The organism is Thalassotalea euphylliae, from assembly GCF_042682785.1.
Lineage (GTDB): Bacteria > Pseudomonadota > Gammaproteobacteria > Enterobacterales > Alteromonadaceae > Thalassotalea_F > Thalassotalea_F euphylliae.
On the sequence record NZ_JBHUIB010000001.1, the window covers coordinates 842,076 to 860,193 of the forward strand.

Genomic DNA, 18,118 nt, shown 5'->3' on the forward strand with positions numbered 1-18,118 from the left:
GGTAATACTTGGCACTCCGCATAGGTTTGCCAATCGAACAAATGAGAACCACTTACACTATGGCCGCCAAGCAACGAAAATACGTACTTCTCGCGATGATTGGGCTCACTGCAGCGTTGGCATTGTCAGGTTTTGCTGCAACGAAACAAGCGATAGATGCACCAGAGAGTATCGCTGAATTTGCGTGGCAAAATCGACTCATACTCATTAACGTCGACTCACAGCCGCCGCTTATGCCATTTATGCGAGAATTAGATTATCAGCAACTGACAGACAGAAAGCTTGTCGTATACGCACTTATCAATAAACAAAGCTATCAAATACTGCCAAGCGGTGTGATGAAGCGCACAAAGCCTTTTGACAAAGCCTTGCAGGCAACACTAACTTCACCAAATACTGCTGTAGTGATTGGATTAGATGGCGGACAAAAAGCCGAATACGAAATTGAGTCGCTTAACTTTGAGCGTATTTCAGCCCTAATAGATACTATGCCCATGCGACAATCTGAGCTTGGTAGGTAATTGGCTTTACACTGAAAAATATCAAACTATAAAGCATGGATGACGCCCACTGTTTATAAAGCGCTAAACAAGGTAAAATGCGGCTAGAATTTTTATCGCTTGCACAGCATGACTAACGACAGTTCAACAACGCACTTTACACCACTAAGTATCGATTCAGATACGACATTGCCCGCGAAATTCACTTACCCGTTTTGTTACGAGCCTCATCCATTGTCCACACTTGCTAGTGAGCACCTACAAACTTCACTAGATAAGATACACAAACCTGATGACAAAATACCCGGAAAAATGTACGGGGTACTGGTGGTTCAAAATGATAAAGATCAACTGGGTTATTTAACGGCTGTATCTGGCGATCAAAGCCCGCTAGATCACCAATACGAAATCCCTTTTGTCCCGCCTGTTTTTGAAGGGTTTGAGAACGATAGTGAATTCAATCGTAAACATCAAATTGTGCTGTCTATCAACGAGGAAATTGATGCATTAACGACATCCTCTCTGTACCAACAACTCGGTACATTGGTGAGCTCTGAAAAGTCTGCCAGTGAATTTCAAATCGGCCGCTGTCAACGCCACCATGTTGAAAATAGAAAGCAACGGAAAAAGGCGCGCAGCGAACTTAGTGAACAGCTAGCCAACAACACCATTACAGAGCAGGAGCACAGAGAGCAAAGCATTGAGCTTTCTCGTCAAAGCGTGCACGACAAAAAAACAATAAGCGCCCTAAAAGACTACTGGCAACAACGAATTGAGCAAGTGTCTGCAAAGCTTAACACACTTGAAAGCCAGTTAGACGCATTGAAAAAGCAACGTCGTAAGCTTTCCTCTGGTTTACAAAAAATGCTGTTCAAGCAATATCAAATGCTTAACCAACATGGCGATGCCAAAAGCGTTTACGACATTTTTCAAGAAACTGAACACGCTAAACCGCCAGCAGGCAGTGGTGATTGTGCAGCACCTAAACTTCTTCAATACGCGTTCAAAAATAAGTTAAAGCCGATTTGTATGGCTGAATTTTGGTGGGGGCAAGCACCTAAATCGGAAGTGCGAAAACATGGCCAGTATTACCCCGCTTGCCAAGGAAAGTGCCAACCTATATTGGGGCATATGTTGCAAGGCATAACGCTCGATGACAATCCTTTACTGACAAATCCAGCGGAAAATCTAGAGCTACCTATAGTTTACCAAGACGAACACTTAGTGGTTGTTAATAAACCCGCTGGATTGCTCTCTGTGCCAGGCAAGACAATCAAAGATTCTGTTTACACACGCATAAAAACAATGTTTCCTGACGCCACAGGCGCATTGACACTGCACCGATTAGACATGGCAACGTCTGGCTTGTTGGTATTGGCGCTAACGCCTCGAAGCCATAAGCATTTGCAAAAGCAATTTATCAATAAAGTCATTCAAAAGCGTTACGTTGCGTTGCTTGAAAACACTATTGATACACATGACGGAGAAATAAACTTACCCTTGATGCTCGACATTCACGATCGTCCTCGCCAAATAGTCGACATTGCGCATGGCAAACCCGCCCAAACAAAGTGGAAAGTCATCGAACATAGTCAGGGTAAAACACGCCTTTACCTCTATCCTATCACGGGTAGAACCCATCAGCTTCGCGTTCATTGCTCTCACCCCGATGGGTTAAATACCCCGATTCTCGGTGATGAGTTGTATGGTTCGTCAGATCGACGATTGCACTTACATGCCCAACGCTTGAGCTTCTTTCACCCTATTAGCCAAGAACGGGTTAGCTTCGAGGTGGCTCCAGACTTTTAGCGTGTCTTTCAACAACACCCTATTCGCTGGCTATTGCATTGAATTGTTTTCGATAAGCCATTGGCGATATCGATACGCGTTGTTTAAAGTGATGCCGCAGCGTCATTGACGTGCCTAGCCCGACTTGTTCTGCGACTGCATCCATCGACAGTGCTGTGGACTCCAATAAATGCTTTGCCGCTTCAATGCGCAAATGGATTAGCCACTCACCTGGTGTTGTGCCTGTTGCTTTTTTGAAATGTCGGAGAAAAGTACGATCACTCATATGAAGCTGACCAGCTAATTGAGCAATAGTGACTTTTTCGGCAAAATGCTGCTCCATAAAATAGAGCACTTCTGACATATTATTTCGCCCAGTTTGTGGCATAGGTTGCTCAATAAATTGTGCCTGGCCGCCACTTCGCACAGGTTGCACGACTAACCGACGAGCCACTTTGTTTGCCGCTTCATGACCAAAGTCTTGCCTAACCAAAGACAAACACATATCAATGCCGGCCGCGCTGCCAGCTGATGTGGTAATGTTTTCTAACTCAATATAAAGAACATCAGCGTCGACATGTATTTGCGGGTATTTTTCTTTTAACTTGGTCGCATAGCGCCAATGCGTTGTTGCTCGCTTGTCTTCAAGTAGGCCAGCTGCCGCTAAGACAAAAACACCTGAACATATTGATGCTAAACGAATGCCTGCACTCGATGCCTGCCTGAGGGTTTGACACAAAACAGGCGGTGGCTCTTTGTCTATGCCACTCCACCCAGGGATAATAATGGTGTCGAACTCTCGCCAATCAGAAAGGGCATAGTCAGCTGACATTTGTCCACCATATTGTGTGTTGACACACTGACCATCAACTGAAATCGTCGAATATTGATACCAGTTTCCTTCAATTTCAGGCCGCGCCAAACCAAAAATTTCTGCGACACAGCTAAATTCAAACAAACACAGGTTGTTGTATATCAACACACCTATGTGGATATCTTCGTTGGCGTTAACCTTGTGAGGTAGTGTGGCAAGACTCATTTGTCACTTTTTCATCGAACCATGTCATTTACGCCAATAGTAGCGAATAGCATATAAGCAGACAATACCCACTCACTACCGAAACGATGAAAAAGGACTGACCATGAACAACCCTGTCACTCAGGTTAACGCGGCTCCAGCTAACGAAGCACTAGCGCACTTTAAACGCTCATTTTCGTTCGAAACGGACTGCTGGGATACTCACTTTGCCCTTCAACTAGACAACCCAAGCTTTGTGCTATTGGATGTCCGCAGCCCCGAGCTATACAAAAGCGGTCATATTCCCGGTGCAGTGAATTTACCTCATGGAAAAATTATCGCTTCAAAAATGCGAGATTGGACAATCGATACATTATTTGTCGTCTATTGCGCAGGTCCTCATTGCAACGGCGCAGCAAAAGCGGCAGTAAAACTGGCTCAATTAGAACGACCCGTAAAGCTAATGGTAGGCGGAATTACTGGCTGGTTAGACGAAGGATTCACACTGCAAAAAATGTGAACACTAAGTGTAGCATTTATTTACATAAGGAAAATTAAAGCCACCCAAACCTTTGTTTTAAAAGCACTATTCTATTGGCATGTTTTTTTGCTGAGCGTCATTTGTAGTTAACACCTAAAGGATAGTAAACAAATGCTTGGAAAATCAGTAACAAAGCTTATTAGTGTCGTATTACTTACGCTAGCCATATCGCCAAATGCAAAGGCGGGCCTGATGTATCAAATTACTGGTGACATTGTCCCTTTATTTTCGAATATTACAGGTAGCTTTGAAATAGTTGTTGATGTTGACGACTTAACACGACAAATGGACTCATCTGAGCCGACATTACTTGACCCTTTAATGATCAGTCCTTGGTTTGGTTACGACGTTGTCTCTGCAAACTTGCTGATTAATGGTTTTAATTTTGATACTAGCCATGTTATCAGTGATGTAAACGAACCTGCGACAGGCGGACCAACGGCGCAAATTTGGTTTGAAGGTGCTGATGTAGATGGTGCTTTCGATCACTTTGCCATCAACTTTGACAATGGCATTGAAAAAGCTATTTTAGGATTCCATACCTTCGCTGGCGACCCTTTCAACGGACCATTTGGTAACGTTATTATTCCTGAAGCTATCGTGTTTAATAATAATGAAAACTGGGTCGGAGAATATACCAACGTGCAAGTAACTCAGCTTTCTACGCCAATTGATGCACCTGCAACATTAGCGCTTGTGTTACTCGGGTTATTCGCAATGCAAAAGCGTCGGTCATAGTCAGGTAACTCATAAGAAAGGGTAGCATTTGCTACCCTTGCACTCAGTATTAATATGCGCCGGCAGAATACGTTAACTCGTAGCTATGGCTGTATATTTCTAAAATATTTCCGAACGGGTCTTCCATATAAATCATACGATATGGCTTTTCACCAGGGTAGTAATAACGCGGTGCATCCATACGTTTCTTACCGCCCGCTGCGACCACCTTTTCAACCAAATCTTCCAAGTTTGGATCTTGAACACAGAAATGAAATATACCTGTTTTCCAATATTCAAAGTTGTTTTCTGGATTCTGTTGATTCTTGAACTGAAATAGCTCTACTCCAATACGATCACCTGTCGACAGGTGGGCTATTTTAAATTTTCCCCAATTCGGGCCAAATACATCAGTACACATTTCTCCGATTGGGCTATCGTCTTCTTCAATTTCTGTTGGCTCCATGATCAGGTACCAACCAAGCACCTCAGTATAAAACTTAACCGCTGCCTCAACATCAGGTACTGATATACCAATGTGTGAAAATGTGCGTGGATAAGGTGTTGCCATTCTATGCTCCTTTATTTGTGTCGTTGCAGCTGCTAGCCAACTGCTTACTTGATGAGCAAAGTATAGACGCTATAATCAAACATAAAAAATTATCAATAATCATAAAAATGAGTATTTTATGTAATGATAAATCAGACTTGGTTAAAGACATTTATCACCCTAGCTGATGTCGGCCACTTCACACAGACCGCTGAACGCCTATTCATGACTCAATCAGGTGTAAGCCAGCACATTAAAAAGTTAGAGACGCAATTAGGCGTCGATTTACTTATACGAGAAGGAAAAAGCTTTAGGCTCACTCAGCAAGGAAGAGAGCTCTATCAGCGTGGCAGCAAATTGTTGCAACTCGCTACTGATCTGAATGAAACGTTTAAAAAAGACAGTAGTTTTGAAGGTGATGTGTCAATCATGTCGCCAGGCAGCATAGGTTTGAAGCTTTACCCACAATTACTGTCACTACAAGAGCGCTACCCGCAACTATGTTTTTCACATCACTTCGCATCAAACAGCGGTATTGAGCAAGCGCTTGCTAATCATGCCTTAGATATCGGCATTATGACAAAAGTGCCGGAACACAAGCACATTGCCAGTAAAGAACTGACACAAGAGCCAATTGTATTAGTTACACCCAAGTATATAAAAAACGTGAGTTGGCCAAACTTGCTTGATTTAGGCTTTATTCATCACCCTGACGCAGAACATCACGCAAAGCTTCTACTGACTAAAAACTTTGACGAATTTGAACATACCAGCCAGTTCATCGACTGTGGAAGCTCAAACCAAATCACACTCATTCTAGAGCCTGTCGCACGTGGATTTGGGTTTACCGTATTGCCGCTATATGCCGTACAAGCGTTTAAACGACATCAAGACATACACGTTCATCCGCTAAAAAACAAAGCCTATGAACATGCTTATCTTTGCTACAACCGCATGGCAAATCAAAGTGCTCGTGTAAAAATGGTTAATAAGTTTTTGAATAGTCTCTTTTAAGTTAACCATTAAAACGTTCGAAAAACGTTAACTGACTTGGGTTTACGAGCGCTTTTGGTCGCAGTGCTTGTACCTGCTGCTTAATCTCACTTACTGGCAAACCTAGTGCTTTCATGATTAAACCGATCACTAATCCTGTTCGGCCTGAACCGCCTTTACAATGCACGGCTATCGTACCCTTGTTAGCCACTTTATCTAGGATTACTTGCCTATTTGTTTGCCAAGCTCGAGCAAAATCCTCGTTAGGTGCAGCATCATCAGGCAATGGTAGTTGCATCCATTGCACACCTTGTTCCTCACAAAAATCTGGCAACGCTTGCGCTTGGTTCTTTTCCATTTCTTCGTCATACATCAGCGTAATTAACATTGATGTACCTGCTGCCTTTAATGTTGCAATTGACTCCATCAAAGATTCTGATTTTGTGCCCGGACAAGGTGTAAAAATCAGTTTGGCGCCATTGTCTAACGTTAAGATGTCATATGGATGTTTAGTCATTTTGTTTCTCGTATACCGTTACTATTTCATTCATTTATGCAAACCAGTGCCTGGTACGATTAACGATTGCCACTAAGCTCAGCATCACAGGGACTTCAACTAACACACCAACAACCGTGGCCAGCGCCGCACCAGAGTGAAGTCCAAATAGCGATATCGCTACAGCAACTGCTAGCTCAAAAAAGTTAGACGTGCCGATAAGGCAAGCAGGCCCTGCCACTTTATGCGGTAGCTTCATCCATTTTGCGGCGATGTAAGCAATCACAAAAATACCGTAGGTTTGAATAATTAACGGAATAGCTATCAGACCAATGGTCTTTGGGTCGTCAATAATGGTATTTGCTTGAAAACCAAATAATAGAACGACCGTCGCCAGCAAGCCAATCATGGACCAAGGTTTTAACTTGGCTAAAAACGCAGTTAGTGCTTCATCTGATTTCCGTGAATTAAGGCGTTTACGTGTTATTACACCGGCTATTAGCGGCAATAATACATAAAGTACAACCGAAATTAATAAAGTTTCCCAAGGCACCTGAATGTCACTAACGCCTAGTAAAAATGCTGTAATGGGCGCAAATGCGAAAATCATAATTACGTCGTTAAGTGATACTTGCACTAAGGTGTAGTTGGGGTCACCTTTCGTAAGTTGTGACCAGACAAACACCATGGCAGTACAGGGCGCTACACCAAGTAATATCATGCCGGCAATGTATTCTTGCGCAGAACTTGGGTCGACCATATCGGCGAAAACATAGTTGAAGAACAACCAGCCTAGTGCAGCCATTGAAAAAGGTTTAACAAGCCAGTTAACGACACCAGTAAGTACTAACCCTTGGGGATTTTTCCCTACATCTTTAATCGAGGAAAAATCAATTTGCACCATCATTGGGTAAATCATCACCCAGATAAATACAGCCACAAGGATATTTACATGGGCAAACTCTAAATTGGCAACCAGCTGAAATACCTCAGGCTGCCACAAGCCAAGCAAGACACCAGCGGTGATTGCTAAGCCAACCCAAATCGACAAATAACGTTCAAAAATACCCACGGTATTCTCCTACTTTATGACTGACTAAAGTTTCATTACTTACAAAAACTGACTTTATCTGGGCGGTTTTCCATATTCGCTAAACGCTCAATATGTGGTGCGATCAGGCTCACATTGCTCTCCGTTGTTTGCGCAATAGTATTTTTAGCCCATTGAGGCAACGACGGATTGATGCGATAGAACACCCACTGGCCATTTTTACGGTCACTAATCACGTTCGCTTTTTTTAGCACCGCTAAATTGCGTGACACTTTTGGCTGGCTCTCTTCCGACAAGGCTTCCATTAACTCGCATACACACAGTTCGCCATGGTAGTTGGTTAACAATAGCGTTTTTAATCGGATATCGTCGGTTAAGCATTTAAAAAATGCGATGGGGTCGATATCTTCTTCAACCTGCGTTACCGCCGACTTATCATCAATCAGTAAAAACATGCTGATGCGGTTGGCCAATTCAGCCACTGTGGCTGCAAAAGGGTCGATACCTATACGCGTTTTGGGATCAGGGAAATCCCAGGCAAGCTGTGTTTTAGCACCTTCAAACACGCGGCACTCTTGTGCCGCTTTGTCGCAAAGGCTTATCACATAATCAAATGATTTCCCGGAAAACGACTCAAGCCCTTTGCTATGTAATCCTTCACTAGGTAACCCGAATTGCTGTAAAGCTTTCACTGTTCTCGGGTCAACAGTTTCAGGGTGCATACCTGCACTCTGTACATCGAATCGATCTCCGGCTTTATGGCGAAGTATTGCTTCTGCCATTTGCGAACGCGCAGAGTTACCCGTGCACAGGAATAGCACTGATTTTTTCTTTGCTTTTTTCTTTGTTGAGGACTCTTTCATGTCAGATACTCACTAAACACCTAATACATACATTGTTTCATATATAAATAATTTTGCATGTAATAATTTGTGACTTTTTCTAAGGGCTGTTGTTTCCTCAGGAGTTGTCTTATCGATAAATGCCTGTAAACTGGTATGACCACCAAGTTTTAACACTGGCTTAACGATACAGTTAGAAAGCATGACGACGACAACTATCAACGACATTCAAATTACATGTGAAGACCAATATGTATTGGCTGCTACATGTTACCAGCCCAAAGCGGCGTTGAAAGGCGCTGTACTAATCGGCCCTGCAACAGGTATCAAGCGGCAGTTTTACGCGAACTTCGCCCAATTTTTGGCAGAGCAAGGTTATGGTGTATTAACGTATGACAACCGTGGTATTGCTGGTTCACTTAATGGCAAGGTGAAAGATAGTGACGCTACGCTGCAGTCATGGGGTCAGCTTGACCAACCCGCAGCACTCGATCAACTAATGGCTACCTTTCCTGATACGCGCTACCACTTGGTAGGCCACAGTGCTGGTGGGCAGCTTTTCGGACTTTTGCCCAATGCAGATAGGCTAACGTCTATTTTCAACTACGCTTGCTCATCAGGTAGGTTGTGGAATATGAAACTCGTGCATCAAGCAAAAGCGCACTTTTTCATGAACTTCTTCATCCCTGTCTCGAACCTTCTCTTTGGACATACAAAGTCACAATGGGTGGGCATGGGAGAGCCCTTGCCAAAACAGGTAGCTAGGCAATGGCAAGTATGGTGTAACGGCGGTGGCTACGTCAAAACCGCATTCGATAAAACAATACACCAACACTGGTATGACGAACTGACGACGCCATCAATGTGGGTAAATGCGGTTGATGATTACATTGCTAATAATGCAAACGTGCAAGACATGATTGCCGTGAGTCCCAATATGCCCGCAGAGACTTTGACCTTAACCCCGAAAGATCATGGCTTAGACGAAATAGGCCACATGAAATTCTTTAGCCGTAAATCACAACAGTTATGGCAAATCCCGTTAGAATGGTTAAACAAGCACTCCGCTTAAATGGCGTGCTTGTGATCTGATACCGCTTTTAATACCGCAATCACTGTTTCAATATCGTCATCAGTCGTTGACCAATTGCTGAGAGCCGCGCGAATAACCGACTGACCTTGCCATACTCCAGGTGTTAAAAACACTTTACCTGTCGAATTGATTGCTTGTCGGCATTGCTCACTACCCAACGATAATACGCTAGGGTTTGGCTTAAATAGCACAACATTGAGCTCGCAAGGTTTCACCAACTCAAATGCGTCTGATTGTGAGATCCATGACGCTAACTTTTTGGCTTGCGCCATATTTTGGGCAATTTCAGCACTAATGCCGTCTCTCCCATAACTCAGTAATGTTGCCCAAACCGGAAAAGCACGGAAGCGACGTGAGTTTTCAACACCCATCGACATAAATGGAATGTCGTCACTGGAACTGGAAAAATAAGGTGCTGTTACTTCAAAGCTTTGCTGCAATAACTCGACATGACGTGTCAGAAACACACCACAATCATAAGGAACATTCAGCCACTTGTGGCAATCAAGTGTAATACTATCAGCGAGCTCTAGGCCTCGCGTTTTCCCCTCTGCGCCATTAACCAAGCGTTCGAAAATGCCAAATGCCGCATCGACGTGTAACCAAGCATCATGTTTTTTGCAAATCGCAGCTATCGCCGCTAAGTCATCATAATCGGTGCCCGTTACAGTTGCTGCACTGGCGATAACAATATTGCTTTTTGAGCAACTATTGGCGAGTGCCTGTTCAAGCGCAGATACATCCATTGACTCTAGACCCTCTTCGCAGCGAATCGCTTGCCATGAACGCTGCCCAAAACCAGCCATACCGAGGCTTTTCACCATACTTGCGTGCGGTGTCGCACTATATATACTGACATTCAAACCTTCCATACCTTGTTTGGCGGTATCTATACCTTGCTGTATACCCGCAAATTGGCGAGCAATAACAGCACCTAAAAAGTTTGCCGATGTTGCACCGGTTGTAAAAATGCCTTTAAAAGCATGTGGTAGATGGAATAGTTCACATAGCCACTCTATCGCCTGAATCTCAATGGCCGACGACATAGAGTCGCCATCTTTCGATACGTTCTGATTAAAAGTAGTGACAAGCCAATCAGCATAAGTTGCTACCGGATTAGCACCGCCAGTCACAAACCCCCAATAACGGCCACCGTTGCTAGCTGACAAGCCTGGTTGTACTTGGTTCTCAATAAGATTTTCTAGCTGCTCGAATGGCATGCCTGTGTTGGGCAACTCCAATATTGGTGCTTTTAGTGACGAACTTGCCACAGATTTTTCGGCTAAATTGTCGTGAAAATGCTGAAATTGACGAGAAAGTGCTGCCAGTATGTCGTTTTGGGTTTTCAGGTTATAGCGCATGCTAGTCTCCTTTTCGAATGCGTAAATTTAGTTTACGATGAACAAAAAAAGAGAACAGATACAGATTTTAAATATTTTTAGATAACAGATGACTGCTAAATATATCGTTATTGCACAACAACTGATTGCTGATATCGAAAATGGCAAACTCGCAATTTCCGCAAAACTTCCGTCACTTCGCACATTTGCTAAGTTGCATAACATCAGCATGACAACGGCCATCAGCTGTTATCGTTACCTTGAACAACATCAATATTTGTCAGCAGAAGAGAAGAAAGGCTTTTATGTAAAAAAACCGGGAGCGGTTGGCCGAAACAGCACCTTTCCTCAATTCACCAGTGTTGTGTCAACAAGCAATGCTCGAATACCTAACGCAAGCATGAGCACTCGCCCCGATGAGCAATCTTTAGGCACTGCCCAACTTGATGCATCGCTAGTTGATGATGCAGACCTAAAGCGAAGTATTAAAGCGGTTACACGTCACCCAAACTTTGCTTTAGGTTACGATGAGCTTCAGGGCAGCACCGTATTAAGGCAGGCACTGGCAAATCGCTTCAATGAACAAGGTTTAACGTGTCATAGCGATGACTTAGTCATCACGCATGGCTGCCTTGACGCAGTGTTGCTAGCACTAGAAACCGTTAGCCAGCCAGGTGATGTCATCGCTATTAGCTCCCCCTGTTATTCAGGGTTGCTCGATATGCTATCGATACTTGGACGCTCTGTACTCGAAATACCCAGCACAACTGAAGGGCTCGATTTAAGGCAGCTGGAGAGTGCGATGCAATCAAAAGAAGTTGCAGCGTGTTTGCTCACCGCTAATTTTCAAAACCCGACGGGACACTCACTCACTAATCAGCAAAAGTCAGATGTTGCTGGTTTAGCGCAGCAATATGAAGTGCCCATTGTTGAAGATGATGTTTATCGTGAACTCAGTCATCAACAGCCAGTACCTTTGCCCATCAAACATTTTGACAAACAAGGCTGGGTTATCTGGTGTTGCAGTATTTCCAAAACACTTACACCAGGTTTTCGTGTTGGTTGGTGTCTGCCCGGCCGATTCGCCGACACATACCTCATGCAGCGTCGTATTCGAACCTTAGGCCACAATCAGCCAATGCAACTTGCACTGGCCAATTACCTTACACTGGGCCACTACGCGACGCATATAAAGCGTGTGAATCGGGCGCTGAGTTCACATCGAGCGGTATACTGTGATTTCTTAACCACATATTTGCCCGACAATACTGAGGTTTCCTACCCCAATGGTGGGCTAGTCATTTGGGTGAAACTCCCAAGCATAGATGCTGGTAAACTCGCTAAGACGCTGTCAGAACAGGGCATTTACGTTAAAGCTGGGCATAATTTCTCAACCACCACACTCTATCAAGACTGTTTCCGTATCAATATAGGTCAAGTGCCTAACGAAGATGTCATGCACCAGCTGACTGTGCTCTGCCAGCTGGCACATGACCAGCAATTTTTGCTCTAGTTATCAACTAGCTTAAAAGCCTATCCTGTCCATGAAACGTTTTAGTACTATCTTGTGTGCTAGAAGTTGGCATATTGTTTTTCCACAATCGCGCTTTGGAAACTTCTCTTGGTTTACCGTTTTTAATGAGCCACTGAACGAAAACAAGGCTGAGAATAATCGTTACCGCTTTAAAAATATTGGCGTTGGCAGTGCCCATTGCCCCACCAGACATAGTAAATACACCGTAAGCAGCATTCATGATGAAGTGCATCCACATTGGATACCAAATCCTGTAGCCACACTCGCAATAAAGCCATGCAAACCATGAACCTGCTACCGCCATGAAAGCCATCAACATAAGCGCCGAACCAAGATCATGACTTTGATATAAGTGCCCGATACCGAAAATAAGTGAACTCATTAAGGCGGCTGGAATAAATCCCCATTTGCATACGCGGAATAGCGCACCAAAAAGTACAGCACGAAACATCACTTCCTCAAAAAATGCGGGGTATACAGAGCCCGTCATAATATCGACAAAAGAGAGGTTTATTACGTTACTCAAAAAAGCATAGCCAATGATCATCGGCAAACAACACAACAAGGCATACAGGAAATAATTATCCTGGCGTTGGGTTCTTAGTCCAAGCACGTCAAGCCAATGCTCATCTCTAAGCACTACTAAGGTAACTAACACAAACGGCCCGTAAATAAACAGCCACCTTGCCAAGGTTTGCAAAACATAGGTTTGACCATCTAATGCGAGTAAATAGTCAGTCCACGACTCTCCCCACAAATTTCGCATAAACAGGTGGCAACAAATAAAGGTGGCGAGTAATAAAACAGCCTTATAGTGGTTAGACATAAACGACTCCCAAGTCATTAACAAAGTTGTGATGACAGTGTGAGTCGCTATTTTTTCGACGACAATATGTTAGGTACTAACTGGCGAATTTAGTGGCGAGTTATCTTCTGAACGTGATGACTGACAAGGTTTAGGGGCGAATGACAAAGCATGTTTTATGTCACTGACAAAGGTTCGAGAAACAGGAACAATCATATCAGCCAGCAGCATTTCTAATTTCAAGCCACTCGCATTACCCGATGTTGATTTAACCTGACTTAAGTTCACGGCAAAAGAGCGATGACAACGAACAATTAATGTATTTTCAGGTAGCTGAGTAAGCGCTTTGGTAAGCGAAATTCTGAGCAGATTAGTCGTAACCTCATTATCTTTTTTAGTCACGATTTCACAATAGTTGTCCGCAGACTTGAGCAATACAATATCGGTTAACGAAACAGATAATACGTCGGCTTTGTTCTCGCCAACGATTTGAACAAGCACAGGCGCTTCACCTTGAGCTTGAGCACCCTGCTCACTTAATTGCTCCTCTACTGACTCTTTCGTTTTTATTTCATGATCAGTAGTACACCTTTCAGCTTGTTGTAGCTCTGTTTCTTGGGCCGCTGCTTTGTATGCAGTACTTATACTGCCCTTTTTAGCGTGGCGAAAGTACATCAATATGACAGGAAAAGCTGCAATGGCTGAAACATAAAAGACAAACATCAATTGATTCAGCCAGTACCAAGTGCCGAAGATGGCGACAACAAAATAGCTGTGATTAAGCAAGGCTGCCACAACGATATACAGCGAAATAATGATATAGGGGTAATACAATATGTTATGTCGATGGCGCGATAACAGAATTTCTATCGAGCCAGCAATGAACACCGCCAAAAACGTAGCAACACCATATCCTGCTAGGCGCAAGTACTTGTAGGTGAGTTCCGATTCATAGGTACCAAATGGCTGAAAGATGAATAAAATAAGCACAGTGACTAGCGCGAATACCAGCGCCCTTTTCTGTAACGCTACTCGCGCTTGTAAAGAATTATCCAGCCACAACATACAAAGCCAATTTCTTATTTAAAAAGAAAAAACAATAACATGGAAAGCGATAGATAACTAAACCTTCAATATCCATTAATTGGCAAATTGCTCTCAACGCATTTGCCAATTATATGTTTGGCTATGTTTACCTAGTAGCCTTTTAGCCGTTCAATTTTTCGATCCTTCTGCGATAACGAGTAACTCTTTCTACATCACCCGCGGCAAGTTCAATCGCTTGATTTAAATGTTTAACTGCTATCATATTTTCATTTCTTGCCAGTGCAACATCTGCTAAAAGCGAATAACTGAAGTGTGACTTAGGGTACATTTCAATGGCCTTATCAGCGATAAATTGTGCGGTACCAAGCTTGTTCTGTTCGATTAGAATAGTGACAAATTCCCAAAGGTTTGATTCAGTTGGCTTTACTGTATAACCAACGCGTTCAGATAGCATTTTGTAGTGAGCGGTAAACGCGTTTTTATCAGCCAGAACCGGATGAATGTACAAAAACCAGTCACGATAAATTTCTTTAAATGCACTTATTAACCCAACATGCGTTACTGACATATGATCTTCACCATTTAGCAATTGCACGCTATGACTACCTTTTAAATGCGGAGCATCCAACAACATAGAGGAAATTTTGTGATAGCTTTTGATAGGCGTGGGAAACGGCGTAATGCCTTCAAATTGAAAATACATATTAGGCTGTTTATGTTGCGCAAATGCCGCTGGCATCAAATCAAACATCACTTCATTACCCATTGCAAAGTTCGGTGCAAATGCTAGAAAAACATTAAAGTCATTTGGGCCTTTCAAGTAAGCATGAGTAGCAAAAGATCCACCAAGTGAGTGTCCCGCAAATATTGAGAACGTTTCGGTACGGTAGTTTTTCTCTACGTAGGCTTTTACTTCCTCAACAATAAACTTACGAAGTTGCTCTGCTTTCGGGTTTGGTTGTTTTTCTGCCGTGTAAGGTTTGAGCTCATTCAAGCGATCTTGCGTGTAAATCCCGACAACAATCATCGGGCTAAACTCTCCTGAAAAGTAATGTACCATGCTTGCAGTATGATCAAATTGGGAATAAGCATCGGTTAGATACATGACGGGGAATTTGTAGAATGGTTCGCTGTCGTATATCGGTGGCAAAGAAACAACAATTTCTCGTTCTTCTCCAAGATGAATCGACTTGAGTTTAATTTTTTCCCCTAGCTGGTTAGCGCTCGCAAAACTGGATAAGATGCCAAACAAAACCATGAGCAAGAAATTCTTCATTAGTGTTTTCCCTGTTAGTTATGAATTCGTGGGAAACATGCCTAAATAAGGGATTACAGCACAATGTAGAAAGCCTTATTTTTATCTTAGGAAAGCCTTAGGGCAAGGTTCTACAAGGGACAGAAAGAAAAATGCAAACATTTAAGCTAGGGCCATATAGCGTTGAACCAAGCAAAGGAACCATTTCAGCTGACGGTCTAGTGAAAACCATTGAACCTAAAGCAATGGCGGTTTTATGCCAACTACAAGCTCGATCGGGCCAAGTCGTGAGCCAACAAGAATTATTCGACGCTGTTTGGCCAGATCGCATTTTTTCGCCTAGTTCTCTGCAAAGAGTCATCGCGATTATCCGAAAAGCCCTAAATGAAACTAGCCAAAGCCCAACGTTTTTATTTACACATCCGAAACTTGGGTATCGGTTAGAAGTACCTGCGAGTGAAATACCTGATACTGCTAATAGCAATATTTCTCAGAAGCGCCGACTCCAGTTTTTCGTTTGTCTACTAATAGTTCTTGGTGTTCTTTCGGTATTTTTTCTATCGACATATACATCTCCGCCCGAAGAAACCACCTTTCATAAACTACCTATTACGCATGGTAACACTGCTGAATTTAACGGTAAGCTGTCACCACAAGGTCACTGGCTGAGCTATCAATCAGATATAGAAGCGAGCCAATTGTTTTTAGTTGATACGGCAGACCTATCATCGACTACCCAAATCCAATTTAACCACGCAATCGAAGACTACGTATGGCTAAACAATGGGATTATCGCAATCACCCGTGCCAAAGATGGTTCAACATATATAGAGCAGCTTTCTAACATAGCTAACTCTGCAAATGCGATTGTCAAAAAGCCTTTCGGACAATGGAGACATATAAAGGCATTGCAGATTGGCGCCGACAATACGTTGTACTTTGTCGGTAAGACATCAGACTTAATGCACTACATTGCTGAATATGATTTAGTCTCTGATCAATCTCGCTTTTTGCACATTATGGGTGAAACGATTGTCGAAAAATCACTGGCGTATACACCATACGGTATCTATTTCCATTATTTCGATGGAGAAACTAAACACTTTGGCAGAGTATCAATGAATAGCGAGGTGGAAATTCTCGCAGCGAACACACCAGACATCAGCAAACTAAGTTGGCTAGATAGCGAGCAAGGACTTTTAGTCAGCGACCAGCTTAACGCCGAGCAATATATTTACAGAAACGATCAACTCCAACATTTTAAACTAACAAGTGAAGCTATCGTTCAGCATGTCGATAACTATGGAAGTAGATTAGTCGTCACTCAATCACAGCCAGATTCTGATGTTGTTCAATGGCAGCGTATTAAAGGCGTTGACCTTTTTGAAAAGCTAATCAACAGTAAATTTAATGATTATCAAGCGACATCTAATTCGCGCGGCGATGTGGCGTACTTGTCAACACGAAGTGGCTATCCGCAAGTTTTCTTAAAAACGAAACAAGCGACAAAACTGCTCTTTGAAAATAAGGGAAAAGTCTCCTTTATCCCTCCACTCCTTTGGTCTGATAACGAAGAAAACATCGCAATAATTATAGATGGTTTGGTCGTCATTATTGACACGCAAACATATAAGCAGAGGCCGTTGCCAAGAATCACAAATGCTAAGCAACTCATTCAATGGAAGAAGCATAATTTGACCTATCTAGACCACAACGGCGATGTATTGAATTACAACGTTGAAAGTGGAAATACTGAGTTTATTGTTAATAAAAATGAGTCTCTCATTGGCGTGGATAATGTAGGTAACCAAATAGGAATCAAAGAGGGTGTTTTGTACTGGGGGACCAGAAAGTTAGCTCTTACCACACATGAAAGAATTCGCTATGTTTTTGCGTTAGAAGAACATATTGCCGTGCACATTGAGCGATTAGCAGGAAGTAAACTGATATTTCTAGATGAAATGCTGAATACATTGTTAGAGATAAAATTGGACAGCAATTGCAACAACGTTACTCATGCTGAATATATAGATGGTGACGCGCATTGGTTATGCACACAATTTGAAGCTAATGACAGCGATATATACTTATTTGAACAAGCAGGTTAAAAGTAAATCATATCACCGTAATAATATGGTGCTACACGAAAATAATTAAAGCTGCAGTAAAATCGATTGCTGATCTTTTTTCGTCATTTTGGATACAACCAAATTAAACGAATTATCCACCATGCGCTCAATTTCTCCTTGAGGAATTGAGCCATCAAGAATAACGGTATTCCACTGCGCTTTGTTCATGTGGTAACCCGGAATAACTGACGGAAAGATATCTCTGAGCATCACAGCTTCTTCTGGGTCACATTTTAAGTTCATGCAATAGTGACCCGCCATTTTACCATCTGTGTCTTTTTCTTTGCCTGTGCCTAATGACAGTGTGGCAAACATCTTTCCTTTGACTTTAAACACTTTGACGTCTTCGCCAAAGGGGTAATCAAGTGCGGTAACTGGCTTTGCCAGCAAGTACCGTTCAACTTCCGATTGTTCCATGC

General features: G+C 42.8%; 18 protein-coding genes. 8 read left to right on the forward strand and 10 right to left on the reverse strand.

Annotated features, from left to right (window positions below; all coding sequences use genetic code 11):
* The first annotated feature begins 8 nt into the window (after positions 1-8).
* Both ACFSJY_RS03825 and ACFSJY_RS03830 read left to right on the forward strand, forming a co-directional pair.
* A complete protein-coding gene (locus ACFSJY_RS03825) occupies positions 9-521 on the forward strand; it encodes a DUF4174 domain-containing protein (RefSeq protein ID WP_386031270.1) in 513 nt (170 codons plus the stop codon).
* 108 nt (positions 522-629) lie between these two features.
* On the forward strand, positions 630-2,309 hold the full coding sequence (locus tag ACFSJY_RS03830; protein ID WP_386031272.1) for an RluA family pseudouridine synthase: 1,680 nt from the start codon (positions 630-632) through the stop codon (positions 2,307-2,309).
* A 19-nt stretch (positions 2,310-2,328) separates the two neighbouring features.
* Here the strand turns inward: ACFSJY_RS03830 and ftrA are convergent, their stop codons facing one another.
* A complete protein-coding gene (ftrA, locus tag ACFSJY_RS03835) occupies positions 2,329-3,327 on the reverse strand; it encodes a transcriptional regulator FtrA (RefSeq protein WP_386031274.1) in 999 nt (332 codons plus the stop codon).
* Between the two features lie 103 nt (positions 3,328-3,430).
* On the opposite strand from ftrA, the gene ACFSJY_RS03840 reads away from it, so the two are divergent.
* Entirely contained in the window at positions 3,431-3,826 is a 396-nt protein-coding gene (locus ACFSJY_RS03840) for a rhodanese-like domain-containing protein (RefSeq protein WP_386031276.1), read from the forward strand.
* Positions 3,827-3,958: 132 nt separating this feature from the next.
* Entirely contained in the window at positions 3,959-4,585 is a 627-nt protein-coding gene (locus tag ACFSJY_RS03845) for a hypothetical protein (protein WP_386031278.1), read from the forward strand.
* Positions 4,586-4,634: 49 nt separating this feature from the next.
* Here ACFSJY_RS03845 and ACFSJY_RS03850 read toward each other — a convergent pair whose 3' ends face one another.
* On the reverse strand, positions 4,635-5,135 hold the full coding sequence (locus tag ACFSJY_RS03850; RefSeq protein WP_386031280.1) for a lactoylglutathione lyase family protein: 501 nt from the start codon (positions 5,133-5,135) through the stop codon (positions 4,635-4,637).
* Between the two features lie 123 nt (positions 5,136-5,258).
* Here ACFSJY_RS03850 and ACFSJY_RS03855 point away from each other — a divergent pair, with 123 nt between their 5' ends.
* Complete coding sequence (locus ACFSJY_RS03855; RefSeq protein ID WP_386031282.1) at positions 5,259-6,128, forward strand: LysR family transcriptional regulator; 870 nt, start codon at positions 5,259-5,261, stop codon at positions 6,126-6,128.
* Between the two features lies 1 nt (position 6,129).
* Here the strand turns inward: ACFSJY_RS03855 and ACFSJY_RS03860 are convergent, their stop codons facing one another.
* The 3 genes from ACFSJY_RS03860 to ACFSJY_RS03870 are packed head-to-tail and all read right to left on the reverse strand — an operon-like array spanning position 6,130 to position 8,517.
* Positions 6,130-6,624 carry a phosphatase domain-containing protein gene (locus tag ACFSJY_RS03860; RefSeq protein WP_386031284.1) on the reverse strand — a complete coding sequence of 165 codons (495 nt, stop codon included), beginning with the start codon at positions 6,622-6,624 and terminating at the stop codon, positions 6,130-6,132.
* A 34-nt stretch (positions 6,625-6,658) separates the two neighbouring features.
* Positions 6,659-7,675, reverse strand: coding sequence for an ACR3 family arsenite efflux transporter (gene arsB, locus ACFSJY_RS03865; protein ID WP_386031286.1), 1,017 nt, complete (start codon positions 7,673-7,675; stop codon positions 6,659-6,661).
* Between the two features lie 35 nt (positions 7,676-7,710).
* Complete coding sequence (locus tag ACFSJY_RS03870; RefSeq protein WP_386031288.1) at positions 7,711-8,517, reverse strand: metalloregulator ArsR/SmtB family transcription factor; 807 nt, start codon at positions 8,515-8,517, stop codon at positions 7,711-7,713.
* 181 nt (positions 8,518-8,698) lie between these two features.
* On the opposite strand from ACFSJY_RS03870, the gene ACFSJY_RS03875 reads away from it, so the two are divergent.
* Complete coding sequence (locus tag ACFSJY_RS03875; protein WP_386031290.1) at positions 8,699-9,568, forward strand: alpha/beta hydrolase family protein; 870 nt, start codon at positions 8,699-8,701, stop codon at positions 9,566-9,568.
* Here ACFSJY_RS03875 and ACFSJY_RS03880 read toward each other — a convergent pair.
* Positions 9,565-10,950 carry a pyridoxal phosphate-dependent decarboxylase family protein gene (locus ACFSJY_RS03880; protein WP_386031292.1) on the reverse strand — a complete coding sequence of 462 codons (1,386 nt, stop codon included), beginning with the start codon at positions 10,948-10,950 and terminating at the stop codon, positions 9,565-9,567. The two genes, ACFSJY_RS03875 and ACFSJY_RS03880, sit on opposite strands and share 4 nt — an antisense overlap.
* Before the next feature lie 88 nt (positions 10,951-11,038).
* Here ACFSJY_RS03880 and ACFSJY_RS03885 point away from each other — a divergent pair, with 88 nt between their 5' ends.
* Positions 11,039-12,442, forward strand: a complete 1,404-nt coding sequence (locus ACFSJY_RS03885; protein WP_386031294.1) for an aminotransferase-like domain-containing protein — start codon at positions 11,039-11,041, stop codon at positions 12,440-12,442.
* A gap of 7 nt (positions 12,443-12,449) precedes the next feature.
* On the opposite strand, the gene ACFSJY_RS03890 is transcribed toward ACFSJY_RS03885, so the two are convergent.
* The 3 genes from ACFSJY_RS03890 to ACFSJY_RS03900 all read right to left on the reverse strand — a co-directional run bounded on the left by ACFSJY_RS03890 (position 12,450) and on the right by ACFSJY_RS03900 (position 15,591).
* Positions 12,450-13,289 (reverse strand): CPBP family intramembrane glutamic endopeptidase, encoded by an 840-nt coding sequence (locus ACFSJY_RS03890; protein WP_386031297.1) that lies wholly within the window; start codon positions 13,287-13,289, stop codon positions 12,450-12,452.
* A gap of 69 nt (positions 13,290-13,358) precedes the next feature.
* A complete protein-coding gene (locus ACFSJY_RS03895; RefSeq protein WP_386031300.1) occupies positions 13,359-14,333 on the reverse strand; it encodes a LytTR family transcriptional regulator DNA-binding domain-containing protein in 975 nt (324 codons plus the stop codon).
* A gap of 142 nt (positions 14,334-14,475) precedes the next feature.
* Positions 14,476-15,591: an alpha/beta hydrolase-fold protein gene (locus ACFSJY_RS03900; RefSeq protein ID WP_386031302.1), complete on the reverse strand. Its 1,116-nt coding sequence runs from the start codon at positions 15,589-15,591 to the stop codon at positions 14,476-14,478.
* 131 nt (positions 15,592-15,722) lie between these two features.
* Here ACFSJY_RS03900 and ACFSJY_RS03905 point away from each other — a divergent pair, with 131 nt between their 5' ends.
* Positions 15,723-17,678, forward strand: coding sequence for a winged helix-turn-helix domain-containing protein (locus tag ACFSJY_RS03905; RefSeq protein WP_386031304.1), 1,956 nt, complete (start codon positions 15,723-15,725; stop codon positions 17,676-17,678).
* Between the two features lie 45 nt (positions 17,679-17,723).
* Here the strand turns inward: ACFSJY_RS03905 and ACFSJY_RS03910 are convergent, their stop codons facing one another.
* On the reverse strand, positions 17,724-18,116 hold the full coding sequence (locus ACFSJY_RS03910) for an MmcQ/YjbR family DNA-binding protein (RefSeq protein ID WP_386031306.1): 393 nt from the start codon (positions 18,114-18,116) through the stop codon (positions 17,724-17,726).
* Between the last annotated feature and the right edge of the window lie 2 nt (positions 18,117-18,118).